The organism is Photobacterium sp. Ph5, from assembly GCF_022129445.1.
In the GTDB taxonomy this organism is placed as follows: Bacteria; Pseudomonadota; Gammaproteobacteria; order Enterobacterales; family Vibrionaceae; genus Photobacterium.
This window is the reverse complement of the sequence record NZ_JADQAQ010000061.1, coordinates 1-21,607: the sequence shown is the minus strand read 5'-3', so window position 1 is coordinate 21,607 and position 21,607 is coordinate 1. Positions and strand designations below refer to the sequence as shown.

The 21,607-nt window shown below is 41.2% G+C and carries 22 protein-coding genes; 6 read left to right on the top strand and 16 right to left on the bottom strand.

The window, feature by feature from the left end:
• Positions 1–110: 110 nt before the first annotated feature.
• From ybgF to aspS, 16 genes are all read right to left on the bottom strand, one after another.
• Positions 111–833 carry a tol-pal system protein YbgF gene (ybgF, locus tag I3259_RS17770; RefSeq protein WP_238031051.1) on the bottom strand — a complete coding sequence of 241 codons (723 nt, stop codon included), beginning with the start codon at positions 831–833 and terminating at the stop codon, positions 111–113.
• Between the two features lie 21 nt (positions 834–854).
• The gene (pal, locus tag I3259_RS17765; RefSeq protein ID WP_238031050.1) at positions 855–1,397 is read right to left on the bottom strand and encodes a peptidoglycan-associated lipoprotein Pal; all 543 of its coding nucleotides are present in this window, start codon (positions 1,395–1,397) and stop codon (positions 855–857) included.
• Between the two features lie 58 nt (positions 1,398–1,455).
• The gene (gene tolB, locus I3259_RS17760) at positions 1,456–2,784 is read right to left on the bottom strand and encodes a Tol-Pal system beta propeller repeat protein TolB (protein ID WP_238031049.1); all 1,329 of its coding nucleotides are present in this window, start codon (positions 2,782–2,784) and stop codon (positions 1,456–1,458) included.
• Positions 2,785–2,819: 35 nt separating this feature from the next.
• Positions 2,820–3,908, bottom strand: a complete 1,089-nt coding sequence (gene tolA, locus I3259_RS17755) for a cell envelope integrity protein TolA (RefSeq protein ID WP_238031048.1) — start codon at positions 3,906–3,908, stop codon at positions 2,820–2,822.
• 9 nt (positions 3,909–3,917) lie between these two features.
• Positions 3,918–4,361, bottom strand: coding sequence for a protein TolR (tolR, locus tag I3259_RS17750; RefSeq protein WP_105060582.1), 444 nt, complete (start codon positions 4,359–4,361; stop codon positions 3,918–3,920).
• 3 nt (positions 4,362–4,364) lie between these two features.
• Positions 4,365–5,054 carry a protein TolQ gene (tolQ, locus tag I3259_RS17745; protein ID WP_238031047.1) on the bottom strand — a complete coding sequence of 230 codons (690 nt, stop codon included), beginning with the start codon at positions 5,052–5,054 and terminating at the stop codon, positions 4,365–4,367.
• Positions 5,055–5,459, bottom strand: a complete 405-nt coding sequence (gene ybgC, locus I3259_RS17740; protein WP_238031046.1) for a tol-pal system-associated acyl-CoA thioesterase — start codon at positions 5,457–5,459, stop codon at positions 5,055–5,057.
• 276 nt (positions 5,460–5,735) lie between these two features.
• Positions 5,736–6,029, bottom strand: coding sequence for a cyd operon protein YbgE (gene ybgE / locus I3259_RS17735; RefSeq protein WP_238031052.1), 294 nt, complete (start codon positions 6,027–6,029; stop codon positions 5,736–5,738).
• A 1-nt stretch (position 6,030) separates the two neighbouring features.
• Complete coding sequence (gene cydX / locus I3259_RS17730; protein ID WP_005370675.1) at positions 6,031–6,138, bottom strand: cytochrome bd-I oxidase subunit CydX; 108 nt, start codon at positions 6,136–6,138, stop codon at positions 6,031–6,033.
• Positions 6,139–6,152: 14 nt separating this feature from the next.
• Complete coding sequence (cydB, locus tag I3259_RS17725) at positions 6,153–7,289, bottom strand: cytochrome d ubiquinol oxidase subunit II (RefSeq protein WP_238031045.1); 1,137 nt, start codon at positions 7,287–7,289, stop codon at positions 6,153–6,155.
• A gap of 17 nt (positions 7,290–7,306) precedes the next feature.
• Positions 7,307–8,893: a cytochrome ubiquinol oxidase subunit I gene (gene cydA, locus I3259_RS17720; RefSeq protein ID WP_238031044.1), complete on the bottom strand. Its 1,587-nt coding sequence runs from the start codon at positions 8,891–8,893 to the stop codon at positions 7,307–7,309.
• Positions 8,894–9,850: 957 nt separating this feature from the next.
• Entirely contained in the window at positions 9,851–10,870 is a 1,020-nt protein-coding gene (gene ruvB, locus I3259_RS17715; RefSeq protein ID WP_105060588.1) for a Holliday junction branch migration DNA helicase RuvB, read from the bottom strand.
• A gap of 28 nt (positions 10,871–10,898) precedes the next feature.
• The gene (ruvA, locus tag I3259_RS17710; RefSeq protein ID WP_238031043.1) at positions 10,899–11,522 is read right to left on the bottom strand and encodes a Holliday junction branch migration protein RuvA; all 624 of its coding nucleotides are present in this window, start codon (positions 11,520–11,522) and stop codon (positions 10,899–10,901) included.
• A gap of 192 nt (positions 11,523–11,714) precedes the next feature.
• Positions 11,715–12,236, bottom strand: coding sequence for a crossover junction endodeoxyribonuclease RuvC (ruvC, locus tag I3259_RS17705; RefSeq protein ID WP_238031042.1), 522 nt, complete (start codon positions 12,234–12,236; stop codon positions 11,715–11,717).
• 22 nt (positions 12,237–12,258) lie between these two features.
• Positions 12,259–13,005, bottom strand: a complete 747-nt coding sequence (locus tag I3259_RS17700) for a YebC/PmpR family DNA-binding transcriptional regulator (protein WP_238031041.1) — start codon at positions 13,003–13,005, stop codon at positions 12,259–12,261.
• A gap of 204 nt (positions 13,006–13,209) precedes the next feature.
• The gene (aspS, locus tag I3259_RS17695) at positions 13,210–15,000 is read right to left on the bottom strand and encodes an aspartate--tRNA ligase (protein ID WP_238031040.1); all 1,791 of its coding nucleotides are present in this window, start codon (positions 14,998–15,000) and stop codon (positions 13,210–13,212) included.
• Positions 15,001–15,320: 320 nt separating this feature from the next.
• Between aspS and I3259_RS17690 the strand changes: the two genes are divergently transcribed.
• From I3259_RS17690 to I3259_RS17665, 6 genes are all read left to right on the top strand, one after another.
• The gene (locus I3259_RS17690; RefSeq protein ID WP_238031039.1) at positions 15,321–16,232 is read left to right on the top strand and encodes a DUF72 domain-containing protein; all 912 of its coding nucleotides are present in this window, start codon (positions 15,321–15,323) and stop codon (positions 16,230–16,232) included.
• A gap of 171 nt (positions 16,233–16,403) precedes the next feature.
• On the top strand, positions 16,404–17,132 hold the full coding sequence (gene cmoA, locus I3259_RS17685) for a carboxy-S-adenosyl-L-methionine synthase CmoA (RefSeq protein WP_005370656.1): 729 nt from the start codon (positions 16,404–16,406) through the stop codon (positions 17,130–17,132).
• A gap of 15 nt (positions 17,133–17,147) precedes the next feature.
• Positions 17,148–18,122 (top strand): tRNA 5-methoxyuridine(34)/uridine 5-oxyacetic acid(34) synthase CmoB, encoded by a 975-nt coding sequence (gene cmoB, locus I3259_RS17680; protein ID WP_238031038.1) that lies wholly within the window; start codon positions 17,148–17,150, stop codon positions 18,120–18,122.
• Positions 18,123–18,208: 86 nt separating this feature from the next.
• A complete protein-coding gene (locus tag I3259_RS17675) occupies positions 18,209–19,018 on the top strand; it encodes an ATP-dependent zinc protease (RefSeq protein ID WP_238031037.1) in 810 nt (269 codons plus the stop codon).
• 14 nt (positions 19,019–19,032) lie between these two features.
• The gene (locus I3259_RS17670) at positions 19,033–20,541 is read left to right on the top strand and encodes an inactive transglutaminase family protein (protein ID WP_238031036.1); all 1,509 of its coding nucleotides are present in this window, start codon (positions 19,033–19,035) and stop codon (positions 20,539–20,541) included.
• 3 nt (positions 20,542–20,544) lie between these two features.
• Positions 20,545–21,519, top strand: coding sequence for an alpha-L-glutamate ligase-like protein (locus I3259_RS17665; protein ID WP_238031035.1), 975 nt, complete (start codon positions 20,545–20,547; stop codon positions 21,517–21,519).
• Positions 21,520–21,607: the final 88 nt, after the last annotated feature.

The window sequence follows — 21,607 nt, the reverse complement described above, 5'->3', positions numbered from 1 at the left end:
GAAAGCCTACCCTAAGCCTAACGGCTTAGGATGAGGCGGACCATATAATTAAGCCCACAACAGAAATAACTATTTCCCTGTGGGCTTTTAAAACTAAACCGTAACTGCGTTTATTTTAACTTCGTAAGCGCTGTTTTAGCTTGATTTGCAGACGTTGAATTAGGGTATGCTTTGATCACTTCTTGATAATATGTTTTTGCCGTCGCAATATCATTACCACGTTCTGCAATCACACCAAGTTTCAACAACGCATCAGCGCGTTTACTTGAGTCTTTGGTATCTGCAACCACTTTAAAGTTCGTTGCTGCATCTGCTAACTGATTCTGAGCAAAGAATAATTGCCCCAACCAATAGCTAGCATTCGGCTTATAAACTGAATTAGGGTAAGTCGTTAAGAAGCTTTGGAAGGCTTTTGTTGCGCCTTTATAATCTTTCTCTTTTAAGATCAGATTAACCGCTTTCTCATAAGCCGTATTTTCATCGGTATTACTTGAAAATGCTTCACTTGGTGTCGCTTCTTTTTTAGCGTCCGTAGGCTCGGCTTTCGCTGGTTGACGGCTCAAGTTATCAACTTCTCGATAGATGTCGCGTTGACGATCTACCACTTTTTTAATTTCATAACTATTACGTTCAACGTTGCCACGAAGCTCATCAATATCTGATGACATCTGCTCTAAGCGACGTTGCATTTGTAACTGCACCTGCCCTTGCGCTTCAAGCATACGCTCTAAGCTATCTAAATTCGCTGCCGATACAGGCGCGGCGACCACTTGGGTCGCCGCGCTCATCAGCAACACTAATGCAAGTTTTCGCATTACTTTGTTACTGCTCATATTGGGTTTACCTACATTAGATTAGTAAACTAAAACCGCACGACGGTTTTTCGCATAATCAGCATCAGTGTGACCTAATACTAATGGTTTTTCTTCACCGTAGCTCACAATTGAAAGTTGAGCTGCAGGTACACCTAATGCTTGTAAATATTGTGCTACTGCATTAGCACGACGCTCACCTAACGCAATGTTATATTCAGGTGTACCACGCTCATCAGCATGACCTTCAACGATTACTTTAATACTTGGGTGGTCACGCAAGTACGCAGCATGTGCTTCTAAAATTGCTTGATACTCTGGTTGAATCTCTGCGTTATCAAACTTAAAGAAAACAGTTTGTTCTTGACGTAATTGCTGCAGTTGCTGCTCAAGCAATTGTTCTTCACTCATGCTACCTGATGGATCAACCGGAGTAACAATAGATTGATCAGGTGAAGAATTACCACCATTAGTGCCGTTTTGGTTTGCAGCAGAGCTGTCTGCACTATCTGTTGAACTACATGCAGCCAATGTCATCATTGGAAGTACAATAGCTAAACTTTTTAAAATTTTATTCAGTTGCATCTATATTTCCTTTTTAAACTCAATCGTGCCTCAAAAGGCAAATGAGAATTAACTCAAATTATAAAAATGGGCCCCAAGATGGCGCTCGTACACGTTTACTTGTTGATGGTAAACGTGCTTGGAAACGACCATCGATGGATACCAAAGAAAGTTCGTAAGTACCATTATTTTGCGCTGAGCTATAAATAATCATACTGCCATTAGGCGCAATACTTGGTGACTCAGCAAGGCGTGCTTTTGTCAATATTTGCATTGCACCTGTTTTAAGATCTTGTTTCGCAATGTTGTAACCGCTATCTGAACGGTTTACGACGACAAGGTAACGACCATCAGGTGTAATTTGTGGTCCCATGTTCTGAGCACCTTGCCAAGTTACACGTTGTGTATCACCTGTCGCTAAATCTAAATGGTAAACCTGTGGACGTCCGCCACGATCAGAGGTGAAGTAAAGAGACTGACCATCAGGTGCCCATACTGCTTCTGTATTATTAGCACGGCCATGAGTAATTTGGCGCAATTGCTTGGTTTTCAGATCTTTAATGTAGATCTGCAAACTACCTGTTTTAGAAAGTACCATCGCTAATTTAGTACCATCAGGTGAAAACTGTGGTGAACCATTATGGCGAGGGTAATCCGCCACTACTTCACGCGTACCTTTGTAAATATCTAAAACAAAAATTTGCGCTTTTCCACTTTCAAAACTGACATAAGCTAATTTACTGCCATCTGGCGACCATGCTGGAGACATTAGCGGTTGTTTTGATTTCAATACCACACGTTCGTTATAACCATCATAATCTGCTACACGCAGTTGGTATGGAAACTTCGATGAACGATTATTATCGACATATGCAATACGTGTTAAGAATGCACCACGTTCACCCGTCAGCTTTTGATAAATCAAATCTGAGATACGGTGAGCATATTGACGCATACGATTTGGCTTCACAGAAGCTTGATTATTCAATAGTAAATAATCGCCTTTTGCTGCCCCTTCAGTGCCGGCTGCCAATTTACCTTTAACAATATCGACTAACTGATAATTAACGGTGTAATTGCCATCTTGATTCTTAACAATTGTACCGGTTACAACCGCATCAACACCCATTTTACTCCATGCAGAGTAATCAATTTGGCTTTCATTGTGAGGTAGTTGTGGCAGTTTATTTGTCGGCACAGGGCTGAACTTACCACTTCGTTGTAAATCTGATGCAATAACTGCAGAAATATCAGTGGGTAGTTTACCTTCACCTTCCCATTGGAAAGGAACAACACCAATTGGACGTGCAGAATCCACACCATCAGTGATCACTAATTCAAGTTCAGCATGTGCAAATTGGCTAACGCTTAATAGAGCTAAACACAAGCCCATTATCCAACGTTTCATCCATCGCTCCTATTTTATGTTGCACCACAAATCATTTACTGTGGCGTGACTGCAAGTTTGATATCTCTTAATTTTTTCGCTATTTCTGGATCGTCAGGCATTGGGAATTGGCTAACTTTCACTACAGCAGATTTTGCTGCACGACATAAAGCACCATCACCACCGGATTGAGTAACATCTAGTACTAAACCATCAGCAGACAAACGCATAGTCAAATTACATTCTTGACCTTTAAAACTTTGATCAACAAGTAAATTCTGTTGAATCATCTGTTTATATATTGCGCCATAACGTGCGACCTCATCAGCAATGTGCTGACCTTTCGCACCACCGCGTTGCTCACTTTCAGCTTCAAGACCTGCAAACATATCATTCAATGCTGCTTCTTTTTGCTGCTGGAGTTTCTTCGCTTCTGCTGCTTTACGTTTCGCTTCTGCCTCTGCTTTTTTCTTCGCTTCAGCGGCTTTACGCTCAGCCTCAATACGTTTAGCTTCTGCTTCTTTACGCTTAGCTTCCGCTTGAGCGGCTTCTTCTTGTGCTTTTTTCTTTGCTGCTACTTGCTTTTGACGTTCAAGTTCAGCTTGTCGACTCGCCTCTTCCGCTTTACGTTGTTCTTCAAGTTTTTGTTGACGAACTTGCTCCGCTTTTTCTGCTGCCTCTTGTTTCGCTTTACGCTCAGCTTCTGCTTTTGCTGCTTGTGCTTTCGCTACTTTTGCCGCTTCATCAGCTTTACGTTTTTCTTCAGCCGCTTGCTTTTGTTGCTCTGCGACTAACTTGCGTTGTTTCTCTGCTTCTCGTGCTTCTTTCTCAGCTTTTAGCTTGTCAGCTTTTAACTGCCTAACACGTTCAGCTTCATCTTTTCTCTGCTTTTCAAGCGCTTCCGTCTGCTCTTCCAACCTTTTTTTACGTGCTTGTTCAGCACGCTTAGCCGCTTCCCGTTGCTCTCGAATTTGCGTCGCTTGTTGATGAATCATGGCAGGATCGACAACCACTGCTTGAATGGTATTGCCGCCCACATCTGATTTTTTCATCGTAAAATCAGCGCCCCAGAACAATAATCCAATCAACAGCGCATGAATAAATAACGATATAACGGTGGAACCTGTGTAATTGTTATTTTTCATTCTTTAACCTTATTGCTCAAGAGGCTCAGTCATTAAGCCAACAGAGCCGACACCCGCTTGGTTTAAGGCGTCCAATGTTTCGATAATATGTGCATAAGGTGTACGACCATCACCACCTACCATCACTAACGTTTTAGGCTGCGCTGCCATTTGCGCTTTCACACGTGCAAGCACTTCTTGCAGTGATAAACCACGTTGCATATCAGCATTGTCGATACTAACACCAAGATGACCATCTTTATCGACTTCGACAATAATTGGTGGAATATCGCTATCTTTATTCATCTCTGCCACCGTTTCTGCCGTTGTGGTTTGTGGTAAATCCACATCTACACCTTGGCTAACGAACGGCGCTGTCACCATAAAGATAATAAGCAATACCAACATAACGTCGATATAGGGAACAACGTTAATTTCCGCTGTCATTTTGCGCTTTTTCGGTTGATAAGCCATTGCTTACTTCTCCTGATTAGCGGCAAATGCTTGACGGTGTAAAATGCTTGAAAATTCTTCCATAAACGTTGCGTATGTATGTTCTAGCTTTGACACTTTATTGGTTAAACGGTTGTAGAACATTACAGCAGGAATTGCGGCAAATAAGCCCATCGCCGTTGCAATCAATGCCCCTGCGATACCCGGTGCAACGGTTGCTAATGTTGGCTGTTTCATCGCACCAAGTGCAATAAATGCAGTCATAATACCCAGTACCGTACCAAATAGACCGATATATGGACTAATTGAGCCCACAGTTGCTAAAAACGGTAGATTTGTTTCTAATTCATCAACTTCTTTTGACAGTGATACACGCATTGCTCGACTTGTACCTTCCATCACTGCTTCTGGCACTTTATCGTTACTGCGGTGTAGACGTGCAAACTCTTTAAAACCTGAGTAAAAAATTTGCTCTGAGCCTGTTAACTCATCTTTACGCGCTTGAACCTCTTTATACAGCTGAGATAAATCAATACCTGACCAAAAACGGTCTTCAAATTGTGCTGCTTTACGGCTAGCCTCTGACAATACTTGAGAGCGCTTGATGATCATTGTCCATGATGCAATCGACATGCCTAACAAAATAAGCATAACCATAATTTCAAGCGCACCTGAATTTAGAATAATGTCTAAAACCGTCAACTCTGAGTTCACTTAATTTATCTCCAGCTTTAATTGTTCAGGAAGTGCAATAGGCTTCATCTTTGTCGGATCGACACAAGCAACGTTCACCAATGCTTTACATAGCACTTCGTTATTATTGTTTACTAATTCTTGGCTAAACTCGATTGAAGCTCGGCGTATATTCTGCACAACTGTATGTACCATTAACTGATCATCAAGCTTTGCACCACGTAGAAAATCAATATTTAGGCTACGAACAACAAAACTCATATTTTGTGAAAATAACTGTTGCTGATTTAGCCCAATTTTTCTCAAATACTCAGTTCGTGCTCGCTCAAAAAACTTCAAATAGTTAGCGTGGTATACCACCCCACCAACATCGGTATCTTCATAGTAAATGGTTACTGGCCACTTAAAAACATTAAGTTGTGTCATTTTATTACCATTGAGCTGTGACTATCATTCATACGCACAAAAATATATTGTCGCTACTATACATCAACTTAATATAACGTTGTTACTGAGTGATGCTTTCAACACGCTATTTTACCGAAAATTAGCGCTTAGGCACCCATTCTGACAATCAAATCACATTTCTGTTCACATACCATGCGTAACAATCGACATGAATACTGAACTGACTAAATTTTCATAAAAAAACGGCTTACTACCACTGTAGTAAGCCGTTTGAGTTTTCTATTTATCTACTTTTTATAAAAAGTACGATCCTAGAATATAAATTAATATTGGAAGTGCGATAATTGGCGAGAAAAATAATTGCCAATACCAACGATGAGGCACAAAGCTCATACCAAATACCATGGCACTACATGTCGCCCAAATCATCAATGGTGCAATCACAGGACCAAAACCACCAATAGCATCTGCAAATTGGTGCGGTTCCCACATCACAAGCCCTGCAACAGTCAATGCCATTGCTATTGCTAATAATTTTAGTGGTAACCACATTAATGGTGCATGTATTGCTTTTATCACACGATCCATATTACTCACTGTCGTTATCCATGTTTTCGGTCGTTTCAAGCCATAACGCATTGACGATACCAAAAGAACAAGCCAGTAGAACACCTAAAATCCAAGCAAAATACCACATTGTTCGTCTACTCCTTAGTACAGTGAAGTTTTGTTGTCTTCGATATATTTAGTATCTAGACGACCAAACATTTTGTAGTAACACCATGAGGTGTAAGCCAAGATCACTGGAACCATAATAAAGGCAACTACAGTCATAATCTTCAGTGTTAACTCAGAGGATGTTGCATCCCAAATAGTCAAGCTAATGTGTGGATCTAGGCTTGAAGGCATAATGAATGGGAATGTTGCAAAACCAAACGTTAATACCACTCCTACCACTGTTAAGCTTGAGAATAAGAAAGCAAAACCAGCGCGGTTAGCACGTGAACAAAGCGCTGTCAGTAACGGCATCACTACCGCTAGGATTGGTGCAATCCACAATGCTGGGTAGTTCGCATAGTTAATGAACAATGCACCAGTCTGACGCACAACTTCTTTTGTTGTTGGATCTGAAGGTGCGTTCTTAATGATTTCAGATGTAATCACGTAGCCATTGATGCTTTGAGATACAAAACCTGCAATAACAAACACAACAGCCATTAGGATTGCAGATCCTGCCGCAACGTTACGAGAACGCGCATGGATTGCATCTGTTGTTTTCATTTGTAGGAATGTTGCACCTTGAGTCACGATCATCAGTAAGCTCACCACACCACACAATAATGCGAATGGATTTAACAGACCGAAGAATGAACCCTTATAAGTTGGGATCATAAACTCGTTTAGCTCAAATGGAACACCTTGCATTAGGTTACCGAACGCAACACCGAAGATCACTGGTGGTACAAAACTACCTACGAAGATAGCTTTATCCCAAAGGCTACGCCATTTTGGATCTGTCAACTTTGAACGGTAATCGAAACCAAGAGGACGAAGCCAAAGTGCTGCTAACGTCAGGATCATTGCAACGTAAAAACCAGAGAATACTGTTGCGTAAACTAGTGGCCATGCTGCGAACAATGCACCACCAGCGGTGATTAACCATACTTGGTTACCATCCCAGTGAGGTGCGATTGAGTTGATCATTACACGACGTTCGTTATCCGTTTTACCAATGATATGAGATAGGATACCTACCCCCATATCGAAACCATCTGTGATTGCAAAACCGATGCATAGCACACCGATTAATAACCACCAAATTAGTCGCAAGCTTTCATAATCAAACATTATTTGTTTCTCCCTGCTTACGCTTCAACCTGACGTGAAACCACATCTTGTTTTGTGTCATTTTGTTCGAAATGGTAGCGACCTGTTTTCAAGCTACTTGGACCAAGACGAGCGAATTTAACCATTAGGTAAACTTCAGCCACTAGGAACGCTGTGTATAGCGCAATAATTGCTGCTAATGAGAACCATAGCTGAGAAGGTTCAAGGTTAGATGCTGCCATATGAACAGGCAGAATTTCACCTACCGCCCATGGTTGACGACCGTATTCTGCAACGAACCAACCCGCTTCAATTGCAATCCAAGGTAGTGGAATACCAAATAGCGCCGCTTTTAGTACTAGTTTATTACCCGTGATCTTATGACGACAAGACTGGATAAATGCAGCACCAATAATTGCGAACATTAAGAAACCAGCACCCACCATGATACGGAAGCTAAAGAATAACGGCCATACTGTAGGGATTGAGTCATCTACTGCTTTTTGAATTTGTTCTGGTGTTGCGTCAACAACTTTGTCGGTGTAAGGCTTAAGCAATAAACCGTAACCTAGGTCTTTTTTCACTTCATCGAAAGCTGCAACGTTTTCAGGTGACTTATCACCCGCACGAAGCTTCTCAAGAAGGCCGTATGCAACCATACCGTTACGAATACGTACTTCGTGTTCTTTCTTAAGATCGCGAATACCTGTTACTTGAGTATCAAGAGAACGCGTTGCAATAATACCCATTAAGTAAGGGATCTTAATTGCGTAATCGGTTTCCATTGTTTCTTGATTAGGGAAACCAAACGCAGTAAATGCCGCAGGTGCTGGCTCTGTGTGCCACTCTGCTTCAATCGCTGCTAGTTTTGTTTTCTGAACGTCGCCTAGCTCGTAACCTGACTCATCACCAAGGATCATTACAGAGACAATCGATGCCATACCGAACGCTGCTGCGATTGCAAATGAACGACGCGCAAACGCAATATCACGGCCTTTCAGCATGTAGTATGCACTAACACCTAGAATGAACATGGCACCACATACATAACCAGATGCTACAGTGTGAACGAATTTTACCTGTGCTACTGGGTTAAGCACTACATCTGCAAAGCTCACCATTTCCATACGCATGGTTTCAAAGTTGAAATCAGCGCCTACTGGGTTTTGCATCCAGCCGTTAGCAATAAGAATCCATAGTGCGGAGAAGTTTGAGCCAAGAGCAACTAACCAAGTAACAGCAAGGTGCTGACGCTTAGATAGACGATCCCAACCAAAGAAGAACATGCCGACTAACGTTGATTCTAAGAAGAATGCCATTAGTGCTTCGATTGCCAATGGCGCACCGAAGATATCACCAACGTAGTGAGAGTAGTATGCCCAGTTTGTACCAAACTGGAACTCCATAGATAGGCCAGTAGCCACACCAAGAGCAAAGTTAATCGCGAAAAGCTTACCCCAGAACTTAGTCATGTCCTTGTAGATTTGCTTTCCGGTCATTACATAAACTGACTCCATAATGGCTAGTAAGAAAGCCATACCTAGAGTCAATGGAACGAACAAAAAGTGATACATCGCTGTTAAAGCGAACTGTAACCGCGATAGTTCGACGACATCAGTTAACATTGATAACTCCTTTATTCACCAGCTGACTGGTGACAGTACTACATATGTACCGATTATTGGGCTTAGCTTTTATGTAGAATACCTATCGCAATCTTGCCGACCTTCCTGATCGCTTGCTAATAATTATCAAGCGTCCATGTTATGTTGCAATATTGTTTAAATATATTTAAAACCGCGTTATTCTACAGCTAATATAGTCGAGGTAATATTACAGATATTAGCTGTAATCTTCAAAGAATTTATTACAAGTTTTGCTTTGACAAATATCAATAAAAACCGCGCTTAATAGTCACTACGCAGTTATATTTGATTTAGATCAATTAATGAAAGGTTTTGGCAGGAAAAATGAATTGCTTAGGGAAATCGACAAAATAACAATTACACGCATCATGTAATAGTACGTCATATTCTATTATTATTTCATCATGTCCGTCACGTAAAACGAAACAGTTATACACTTAGTTACTGTTGTAACCTAATAAAATATCAGAAGATTATCTAAATTAAATCGTCAAATCTGTACTGAGAATACCATTTGATATTCAGTCATATATACAATCTATAAATTAGAATATTTTTTATTGATTAACTATTCATGTGAATATCTCAACCACAACACAACTACCATTTGTTTTTTATTTAATATCAAACCGTTATTTAAACTTAACCGTTAAAGATGTAAATGAATACACGAATAAAGTAATGAATAAAATTATTATCATGAACAATATTTATTATTTATCTACAGAGTAAAGATGAAATCTATAATCATAGTTTTGATGGTTATTAAAAATACAATAATTTCTATTTAAATAACCAACAATAAAATTGTTTATTTTTTATATGAAAAAAACAAAATTCGCCTACAAATAACAACAATAACAACACAATTAAACATTATTTTTAACCAATAAAAAAAGCGAGACATTATCGCCTCGCTTTTTGTTAATAATATTGTTACTTTGTATTTTCAGGTAAATCTAAACCAAAATGAAGATAGGCGCGATGTGTCGCAATACGACCTCTTGGTGTTCGCTGTAAATAACCTTGCTGAATCAAATACGGCTCAAGAACATCTTCAATAGTATCTTTCTCTTCACCAATAGCTGCCGCTAAGTTATCTAAACCGACGGGGCCGCCCATAAACTTTTCAATGATAGCTAATAGGAGTTTACGGTCCATATAATCAAAACCACTGCTATCAACATCGAGCATATCTAAGGCTTTATTGGCAATATCAGGACAAATATGTCCGTTGCCTTTTACTTCAGCATAATCCCGAACACGACGTAATAAACGGTTAGCAATACGTGGCGTACCACGAGCACGCATTGCCATTTCCATCGCACCGCCTTCTTCCATTGATAACCCTAAACATTTAGCACTACGGCCTACAATGTCTTTTAGATCTTCAACTTTGTAATACTCAAGACGCTGAGTAATACCAAAACGATCACGTAAAGGCGAAGTTAATGAACCCGCTCGTGTCGTTGCACCGATTAAGGTAAATGGCGGTAAATCAATTTTAATCGATCGTGCTGCTGGGCCTTCACCAATCATAATATCTAATTGGTAGTCTTCCATTGCAGGATAAAGCACTTCTTCCACTTGCGGGCTTAAACGGTGGATCTCATCTATAAATAAGACATCATTTTCTTCTAGATTGGTAAGAAGTGCCGCTAAATCCCCTGCTTTTTCAAGTACAGGGCCTGAGGTGGTACGAATACTTACCCCCATTTCATTCGCCACGATATTGGCAAGTGTGGTTTTACCTAATCCTGGAGGGCCAAAGATCAATAAATGATCTAAGGCTTCGTCACGCATCTTTGCCGCTTTAATAAATATTTCCATTTGATCGCGAACATGATCCTGCCCTTGATAATCATCAAGTAACTTAGGTCGTATTGCGCGATCAATTATGTCATCTTCACGGGTTGTTTCAAAATTACCAGAAACCAGTCGATCAGCTTCAATCATCTTTAATGCCTATACCCAATTTACAGGGTTATACCATTGAACGTAGTGCATCACGAATAATCGCTTCACTACTCATCTCGGGTTGTGTGACTTGAGAAACCACTTTCGCGGCTGTTTGTGGTTTATAGCCCAGCGCAACCAATGCACTCACTGCTTCATCTTCAGCACGAGCTTGATTTGATGGATCTTGGATTGGAGCATTTGATGCCGCAGTATCAAGTGCAGGAGTAAATAAATCACCTTCCCCCCACCCTTTTAAGCGATCTTTCATTTCAACCACTAAACGTTCAGCTGTTTTCTTTCCAACACCGGGGATTTTAACTAGCGTAGTCACATCTTCTAATTCAACGCTACGGACAAATTGACTTGCTGTCATAGCTGATAGAATCGCTAAGCCCAATTTAGGTCCTACACCATTAGCTTTAATCACTTCACGGAATAACTCACGTTCGCTTTTCTTATTAAAGCCATACAACAGTTGCGCATCTTCACGTACCACAAAATGTGTAAAGATAATGGCTTCTTGGCCGATCTGTGGTAACTCATAAAAACAGCTCATTGGCATCTGTACTTCATAACCAATTCCACCGACTTCAAGCAATACTTCAGGTGGCTGCTTTTCAATTACAATTCCGCGTAGTCGACCAATCAAAACATCATCTCTATAGTGAATTTAAACTGGCACTAGAATAGTAAAGAGCTGGATGGATATCCAGCATTTTATCACTTTTGGATCTGCTCTGTTGATGCTAGCTCACAGCTTAAACAATCATCGATGACTAACGTTCAGATTTTAAATAAAAAAAGCAGCCAAGGCTGCTTTCTTATCGCTCTATATTAACGCTTATCGATAACGACCACGACGAGCACTTGTCGCTTTTCCCGCCATCGCTATTAAGGTTTTATGAGTATGAGCATGACAAATAGCCACTGCTAAGGCATCGGCAGCATCAGCTTGTGGTTTACCAGCTAATTTTAACACTGAACATACCATATGTTGCACTTGCGCTTTATCTGCACCGCCGTTTCCAACTACCGCTTGTTTGATCAATCGAGCTGCATATTCACTTACCGGTAAATCTGCATTTACTGCAGCAACTATTGCACTGCCTCGCGCCTGACCTAACTTGATCGCAGAGCTGGCATTTTTACCCATAAACACTTCTTCAATGGCAAAAAAATCAGGCTGAAATTGCGTGATCACTTCAGACACGCCTGCATAGATTTGCTTTAATCGTCCAGGAATACCAGGCTCTGAAGTGCGAATACAGCCGCTTCCTAAATACTCTAAATTACGTCCAACCTGACGAATTACCCCGTACCCCGTAATACGAGAGCCAGGGTCTATACCTAAAATTATCGACATTTTTTACTACTATCAGTAGCAATTATTCAAGCGTAGCTGCTACTTCATCTGACATGTCACCATTATGGTAGACTTCTTGAATGTCATCCAAATCTTCTAATGCATCAATTAAGCGTAATAATTTAGGTGCTGTTGTGGCATCTAACTCGGCTTTCGTTGATGGCACTAAGGTTACTTCTGCATTTTCTGCTGTAAAACCTGCGGCATCTAATGCATCTTTCACGCTACCGAAATCAGCAGGCGTAGTGTAAACATCGATTGAACCATCATCATTAGTTTCAATATCGTCAGCGCCAGATTCTAACGCGACTTCCATAACGGCATCTTCATCTAAACCCGCAGCATAAGAAATCACCCCTTTTTTATCAAAAAGGTAACTTACACTACCATCCGTTCCAAGATTGCCCCCCGCTTTGGAGAATGCATGACGTACACCCGATACTGTGCGATTACGGTTATCAGTTAAACACTCAACCATTACCGCCGTACCTGCCGGACCATAACCTTCATAAATAACGGTTTCAACACCGTCATCTCCTTCACCACCAGCGCCACGTGTTACCGCGCGGTTAATAGTATCTCGAGTCATGTTATTTGATAGTGCTTTATCAATGGCAGCACGTAAGCGTGGGTTATTTTCAGGCTCACTGCCCCCTTCTTTAGCGGCTACGGTAATTTCACGAATTAACTTAGTAAAAATTTTACCGCGTTTAGCATCTTGAGCAGCTTTACGATGTTTTATATTGGCAAATTTACTGTGTCCAGCCATGTTATCTCCAATCAGGCAATGTTAATTTTTTTGCTTGCATGAAAACATAAACCAAATAAGACGTTAAAGCGAACAAAACACTTTTACCAAATCAGATGTACAGCAGAAAGGTATCAACAAAAGACAAAAAAGCCGATGTCTTATAGGCGTTCACTAAAAAGTGGCAAATAAGTCATCGGCTTTTATTACAACAAATTAATCAGATCACTCTGCGTCTTTTGCTTCTTCGTCTTTCTTAGCAATTTTAACGGCAATAGATAATTCTTCTAGTGCTGCTGGGTTTGCTAGGCTTGGCGCATCTGTTAGTAGACATGCTGCTGCTGTTGTTTTAGGGAACGCGATAACATCACGGATATTATCTGTACCACAAAGTAGCATTACAAGACGGTCAAGACCAAACGCAAGACCTGCGTGTGGTGGTGTACCGAACTTCAGAGCGTCAAGTAGGAAACCAAACTTCAAACGTTGTTCATCAGCAGAGATACCTAAGATATCAAATACTGTTGATTGCATATCAGAATTATGGATACGTACTGAACCACCGCCCACTTCATAACCATTAATTACCATATCGTACGCGTTTGATAGCGCTGCTGCAGGGTTAGCCGCTAGCTCTTCTGGTGTTAAGTTTAATGGTGAAGTGAATGGGTGGTGCATTGCAGATAGTGAACCATCTTCGTTCTCTTCGAACATTGGGAAATCAACAACCCAAAGTGGTTTCCATGCTGACTTGTCTGTTAGACCTAGATCTTCACCTAGTTTCAGACGAAGTGCGCCCATCGCTTCTGTTACAACACGCTTGCTGTCTGCACCAAATAGAATGATGTCGCCAGATTCTGCTTGAGTGCGCTCAAGAAGATTAGTAACCACTTCTTCGTTAAGGAACTTAGCAACAGGAGATTGAACACCTTCAAAACCTGCAGCGCGATCGTTAACTTTCATCCATGCTAGGCCTTTCGCGCCATAGATACCCACGAACTTAGTGTATTCGTCAATTTGCTTACGGCTTAGCTCTGCACCACCAGGTACACGGATAACCGCTACACGACCTTTTTCATCGTTAGCTGGGCCTGAGAATACTTTGAAGTCAACATCTTTAACGATGTCTGCAACATCAACTAGCTCAAGTGGGTTACGTAGATCCGGCTTATCAGAACCGAAACGACGTGCTGCTTCTTCGAAAGACATGATTGGGAATGTGCCTAGATCTACGTTTAGTAGCTCTTTCCACATTTCAGTAATCATGCTTTCTGTTACCGCACGAACTTGTTCAGCAGACATGAAAGATGTTTCGATATCGATCTGAGTAAATTCAGGTTGACGGTCAGCACGTAAGTCTTCATCACGGAAACACTTAACGATTTGGTAGTAACGATCAAAACCAGACATCATTAGCAGCTGCTTAAATAGCTGTGGTGATTGTGGTAATGCGTAGAAGTTACCTTTATGAACACGACTTGGTACTAGGTAGTCACGTGCACCTTCTGGTGTCGCTTTAGTTAGTACTGGTGTTTCGATATCAAGGAATGCATTGTCATCAAGGAAACGACGAACGAAGCTTGATGCTTTTGCTCGTAGTTTAATACGATCGCTCATTTCAGGACGACGAAGGTCTAAGTAACGGTACTTTAGACGCTGCTCTTCAGAGTTCTTTTGATTGAAATCAAGCGGTAACGCGTCAGAACGGTTAATGATTTCAAGGCCAGTTGCGTAAATTTCAACTTCACCTGTTGCCATGTCTTTATTGCATTGGCTTTCAGGACGCTCACGCACTTCACCCGTTAGACGAATACAAAACTCATTACGTAATTGGTTTGCTAGTGTGAAGATCTCAGTCATATCAGGATCAATAACAACCTGAACCACACCTTCGCGATCACGCATATCAATAAAGATAAGGCCGCCTAAATCACGACGACGGTTTACCCAGCCGCATAAATCGACTGTTTGTCCAGCAAGGGACTTGTTCAGGTGTCCACAATAATGGGTGCGCATAAGAAATTCCCAATCTATATACTTTACATTCCTGCATTTAGTGTCGATAACGCTAAACGTCAGGCTAATTCAATCCCGACCGCTTGCTGTCTAATTTATCGTCTAAATTGGATAGCAAGAAGGCCAAGAGGCAAAAATAACGAGGCATTATACCCAAACAGCCTCAATAAGCGAAGTGATCCGACGGTAATTCATCACCAATTCGTTATGACGACTTTAAAGTCTTATTATGATGAAATATCTACGGTGATTTAGACTTTTACAAACAAAATCACGTAAGATAAATCATCACTCTCTACTTAATAAACCCAAGTATTATTATGTCTTCACCTTCTGATTTATCTTTACCGTTATATCTTGGGTTATCTCAATGGTCACACAACCATTGGCAGCAAAGTATATACGGTAAAGGCTGTAAAAATGGTGATCGTTTAGCTCGCTATGCTGAGGTATTTCATACGGTTGAAGGTAATACTACCTTTTACGCCATTCCAAGCATGACAACGGTAAAGAACTGGAACGATGCGACACCTGACAGTGGATTTCAATTTACCTTTAAAATCCCACAAACAATCACCCATCAGCAGCAGTTACGTCATAGTAATCAAAGTCTTGTTGATTTTTTAAATACCATGTCTCCGGTAGAAGAAAAAACGGGAGTATGGATGATTCAATTACCTGCAAGATTTAGTCCTCACGATTTACCTTTGCTCGATACCTTTTTAGATCAGTTTCCGCGCCACTTCACTACCGGTGTCGAAGTTCGCCACCCTGCGTTTTTTGCTAAAGGCGAAGAGGAAAAAGCACTTAACCGAATGCTGTTAGAAAAAGGCAGTAACCGCATTATTATGGATAGCCGTCCTGTTTTCTCTGCTATTCCAAATACAGAGGCCGTGATTGACGCGCAGCGTAAAAAGCCACGTATTCCAGTTCATGCTATTGCAACCGCAGAGAACCCAGTGATCCGTTTTATTGGTCATCCAGATGATGCGTGTAACGATCCTTTTTTCAAAAATTGGCAACAACGCCTCCCCTTATGGATAAAAGAAGGTAAAACGCCCTATCTCTTTATTCATACTCCAGATAATAATGCAGCACCAGAATCTGCCCGTCGGCTTTATAATGTGTTACGCGATCACCTTATCAGCGAAAACCACGCTCTTTCGACATTACCCGAACTTGCTCTACCCAGTGCTGCTGAAATAAGTACGCCACAAATCTCTTTGCTATAACGCAAATAATCAATCGAAGAACAAATCAGAAATCATTAAAGACAAATGCAGCTATTTTCTCTACAATACGCGACCTTTCAAAGGTGATGGATCGCCTGAGTATCAGCAAGGTTTGATGCTCAATACGTACAATGGATCCCTGTTCTTTATATATTATGAGGTTCGTGAGAAATGGCAGGCCACGACAATATTTTTGCTGCGCCAATTGAAAAACTCGGTGATTTTACGTTCGATGAACGTGTTGCTGAAGTCTTCCCTGATATGATCCAACGCTCTGTGCCGGGTTACAGTAATATCATTTCAGCAATTGGCATGTTAGCTGAGCGCTTTGCCAAGCCTCATTCTAAAGTCTTTGATCTTGGTTGCTCTTTGGGAGCAGCCACTCTTTCTATGCGTCGCCATATTCAGCAAGAAGGTTGCGAAATATTAGCAATTGATAATTCTGCTGCTATGGTTGAACGATGCCGATTATTAGTGGACGCATATCGCTCTGACACACCAGTGCAAGTACTTGAAGCTGATATCCGTGATGTTGATATTCATGACGCTTCAGTCGTGGTGTTAAATTTCACTCTCCAATTCCTTGTACCCGAAGATCGCCAAGCATTATTAGAAAAAATCTATGCGGGTTTACGCCCTGGCGGTATTTTAATTTTGTCGGAGAAATATATTTTCGATGACGAACGTGCCAATGAATTATTGATTGATTTACATCACGATTTTAAACGTGCGAATGGTTACAGCGAACTAGAGATTAGTCAAAAGCGGAGCGCAATAGAAAATGTGATGCGCCCTGACAGTATTGAAACCCACAAAACACGTTTCAAGAAAATAGGCTTTTCTAGTTCTGAAGTATGGTTCCAGTGCTTCAATTTCGGCTCAATGTTTGCGATTAAATAAGGTTTTTTGTTCCATATGTTTAGTTTTTCTGATTTTTATCAGCTTCTTGCCCAGCATGAAACATTACGTCCATGGCTAAATACTCTCCCTAAACAATTAAGTGATTGGGAAAATAGAGAGCACGGTGATATGGCTCGTTGGGTTCGCGCATTGCAAAAGTTCCCAACCGATAAACCCGATATTATTGATTTAAAAAATGCAGTCAGTGTTCGTAATGAAGTCCCGATTGCTGATGGTGAGAAGAAGCGTTTAGAAAGTCTATTACGTTTACTTCACCCTTGGCGTAAAGGCCCATTCACCATGCACGATATTCATATCGATACTGAATGGCGCTCAGATTGGAAGTGGGATCGCGTATTACCTCACATTACACCACTAAAAGGCCGTAGCGTATTAGATGTTGGCTGTGGCAATGGCTATCATATGTGGCGCATGTTGGGTGAAGGTGCAAAGCTCACCGTAGGTATCGACCCATCAAGCTTATTTTTAATTCAATTCGAAGCCATTAAGCGATTAATGGGCAACGATGATCGCGCATTCTTATTACCATTAGGTATTGAAGAACTGCCTGAATTGAAAGCATTTGATACGGTATTTAGTATGGGAGTTCTGTACCACCGTCGTTCACCGCTCGATCACATTATTCAGTTAAAAAATCAACTGCGTAAAGGCGGTGAAGTCATTCTAGAAACATTGGTGATTGACGGTGATGAAAATGCGGTATTAGTTCCAACTCACCGCTACGCCCAAATGCACAATGTTTATTTTTTCCCATCAGCAAAAGCATTAAAAGTGTGGATGGAAAAATGTGGCTTTGTTGACGTACGTATTGTTGATGAGAATATAACAACAACAGATGAGCAAAGAACGACAGATTGGATGACAAATAATTCTCTTCCAGAATACTTAGATCCAGAAAATCCGTCAAAAACTATCGAAGGATATCCAGCACCAAAACGTGCGGTTTTAGTAGCCCGCAATCCTGACTAGTAACTGACACTGGGATGCTGTTCGCATCCCTTTTTGTAAGGTAAACTACGGTCGACATTAGAAAATAGACGCACATAGGAGATATGATGCTTCGCTTCAGCGTACCATTAATCACAATTGCAATACTGACAGGGTGTTCAACAACGCAGCCTCAAGATCATCAAGAAACCTTGGCTGCGATCAGCAATGTAGAGCAGAACATTAATTCTCAATTCGATACTGTTTCTACCCGAATGGATTCACAACAGCAATATATTACCGAGCTAGAAAGTAAATTAGCGTCTATATCTAAAGATCTAAAGTTTATTAAGCAAAAAAGCTTAGTAAAGCCTAAAGTCGTTGTTGAAAAGCAAATTGTTCGTGTTCCTGTTGAACCTAAAATTGAAGCTAACCCAACTCAAGCCAATGGTAAAGCTATCCTTGGTCAAGAAGAATGGGTGTGGATTGATTCTGTGAAATCATTCTTCAAAGCACGTGTCGATACCGGTGCTACTACTTCTTCTTTAAATGCTATTGATGTACAAACATTTGAACGTGATGGTAAAGAATGGGTACGCTTTAACCTGAGCCATGATTCAGCAGAAGATACACCAGCAGAAAAAGCACAAAACGATAAAGCAACACCAGAGACTATCGAAGCGCCAATTTTACGCTGGGTTCGTATCCGTCAATCAACATCAGAAGACGCGGTACGTCGCCCTGTAATTGAAGCTTGGATCACGCTTGGCAATTTACATGAAAAAGCGCAATTCACGCTTGCTGACCGAACTAAGATGGATTTTCCTGTTTTACTCGGTCGTGAATTCTTTAAAGACATTGCACTGGTTGATGTGGGTAAAGAGTTTGTTCAAGGAAAAACTGAGCCGAAACCTGAGCCAGTTAGTGCTAATAAATAAATGATGAGGATGTCATGACGTCTAGAGTACCTTTTTATATCCTTATTTCACTGCTTATTATTGCAGGATTAGGACTAAGTATGTATCGCCACGATGTCTACGGTGTACCGTGGACACCAGGCGAAGAGCGTGCAGTATGGGAAGTTGAAGCCCGAGTTCAATTCGATGCTATTGGCGATCCTGTACAAGTTAAAATGGCGACACCTGAAACACAGGAAGGCTTTACCTTAATTGATGAGAGTACATCGTCTCCCCCTGGCTACTCTGTACTAATTCATGATACGAAAGAAGGCCATCAAGCTGATTGGGCAACGCGTACCGCAATGGGTAAGCAAGTGCTTTACTACAAGACTCAGCTTCTTGTTGATGATCAAGCGCAGTACAAAGAAGTGCCACCCAAAGGTGAACCTGCGGCGGTCAGTTTAAGTAATCCGCAACAAACAGCAGCAACCGCACTGTTAACACAGGCACGTAATTTATCGGCGAACAACACTACGTTTACCCGTGAACTTATTCGTCAATTACAAGATAAGCAAAACCAGAATGCTTCTGTGTTACTTGATTCTATGAGCCCACAAGAAGCCATTACAAGTTTACTTTCACTTGAAGGCATTCATTCACGTATTGTTAGCGGCTTAAAACTTGAAGATGGTCGTCGTCGCCAAACAGTGATGCCGATGGTTGAAGTTTGGGATAGCAATAGCTGGAAGCTCTTTAATCTTACTAATGGTGAAGAAGGCAAGCCGTCAGATGTGATGATTTGGAACCAACAAGGCAGTGCTATGCTGGATGTTGTTGGTGGTCGAAATTCTAATATTAGTTTTTCTATCATTGCCCAAGACATCACACCACAGCGTGCTACGCAAGAGAAGATTAAAGCCGAAGATCTATTAAACTTCTCAATCCACTCATTACCGCTCGAAGAACAAGCAATGTTTAAAACCATTATGCTTGTTCCGATTGGCGCTCTAATTGTGGTATTCCTTCGCGTTATTATTGGCTTGAAAACCTCTGGTACTTTCATGCCGGTGTTAATCGCGGTTGCGTTTGTCCAAACACAATTATTAACGGGTATTGTTGGTTTCTTATTGATTGTTGGTACAGGTTTAATTATTCGAAGTTATTTATCGAAATTGAACTTGCTCTTAGTCTCGCGAATATCCGCGGTGATTATTACCGTAATATTGATCATTTCAATATTCACGGTTGTTGCCTTTAAGATTGGTCTTATTGAAGGTCTAACAATTACCTTCTTCCCAATGATCATCTTGTCATGGACTATCGAACGTATGTCGATTCTATGGGAAGAAGAAGGGGCAAAAGAAGTATTTGTTCAAGGTGGTGGCTCGCTACTAACAGCAATTTTAGTTTACCTTGCAATGACTAACCCGATGATTCGTCATCTAACATTTAACTTTATTGGTGTTCAGTTCATTATCCTAGCGGTGATCCTAATGCTAGGTAACTACACAGGTTATCGTTTAAGTGAACTTCGTCGTTTTAAGCCGCTAACTGAGGATTAATCGATGAATTTACTTTCACGTTTTACTTCACCGCAGAAGCTAAAAGAGCGTGGCATCATGGGGATGAACAAGCGTAATCATAGCTATATTGGTCGCTATAATGATCGCAGCCTTTATCCTCTTGTTGACGATAAATTAAAAACAAAATTTATCGCCCAACAAGCTGGTGCAACCGTTCCTGATTTGATCGGTGTTATCGATAGCCAAGGTTCAGTTAAGAAAATTCATGACATGGTTAAAGACTGGCCTGGATTTGTGATTAAGCCTGCACAAGGCTCAGGTGGTAAAGGCATTTTAGTTATTGTTAAACACAAAGACGGGATTTATGTAAAACCGTCTGGTGCTGAAATCAATAAACAAGATGTTGAACGTCATATAACCAATACGCTTGCGGGACTGTTCTCGTTAGGCGGTAAAAATGATGTCGCCATGGTCGAAAACTTGATCCAGTTTGATAACGTGTTTGATGGCTTTAGCTTTGAAGGCGTGCCCGATGTCCGTGTCATCGTCTTTAAAGGCTATCCTGTGATGGCGATGATGCGCTGTTCAACATCAGCTTCAGACGGTAAAGCCAACTTGCACCAAGGCGCTGTCGGTGTCGGGATTGATATCGCATCAGGTAAAGCGGTACGAGCTGTTCAGTTTAATCAGCCGATTGAACACCACCCAGATACAGACCGTTTACTCAGCGAGCTTCAAGTACCTAATTGGAATAAGCTCCTAACACTTGCTGCAAGTGCATGGGAAATGACAGGTTTGGGCTATATGGGTACAGATATGGTGTTAGATAAAGTGAAAGGACCTATGGTGCTAGAGCTTAATGCTCGACCAGGATTAGCGATTCAAATAGCTAATGGTTGTGGTTTACTCCCTCGCCTTCGCCATATCGAAAGTATCGGAACGTCGGCACATACGCCGACACCTGAAGAGCGTGTTGCTTATGCGGCTCATCAATTTGGTGTCAAACCTAAGTTTTAACCCTTACCGCTAATACTTCTAAAAGCCCTATCGTGAAGTGACCCCATAAAGTTGGACATTTCGGTTAAGCGGCTTGTAAGGCCTGATT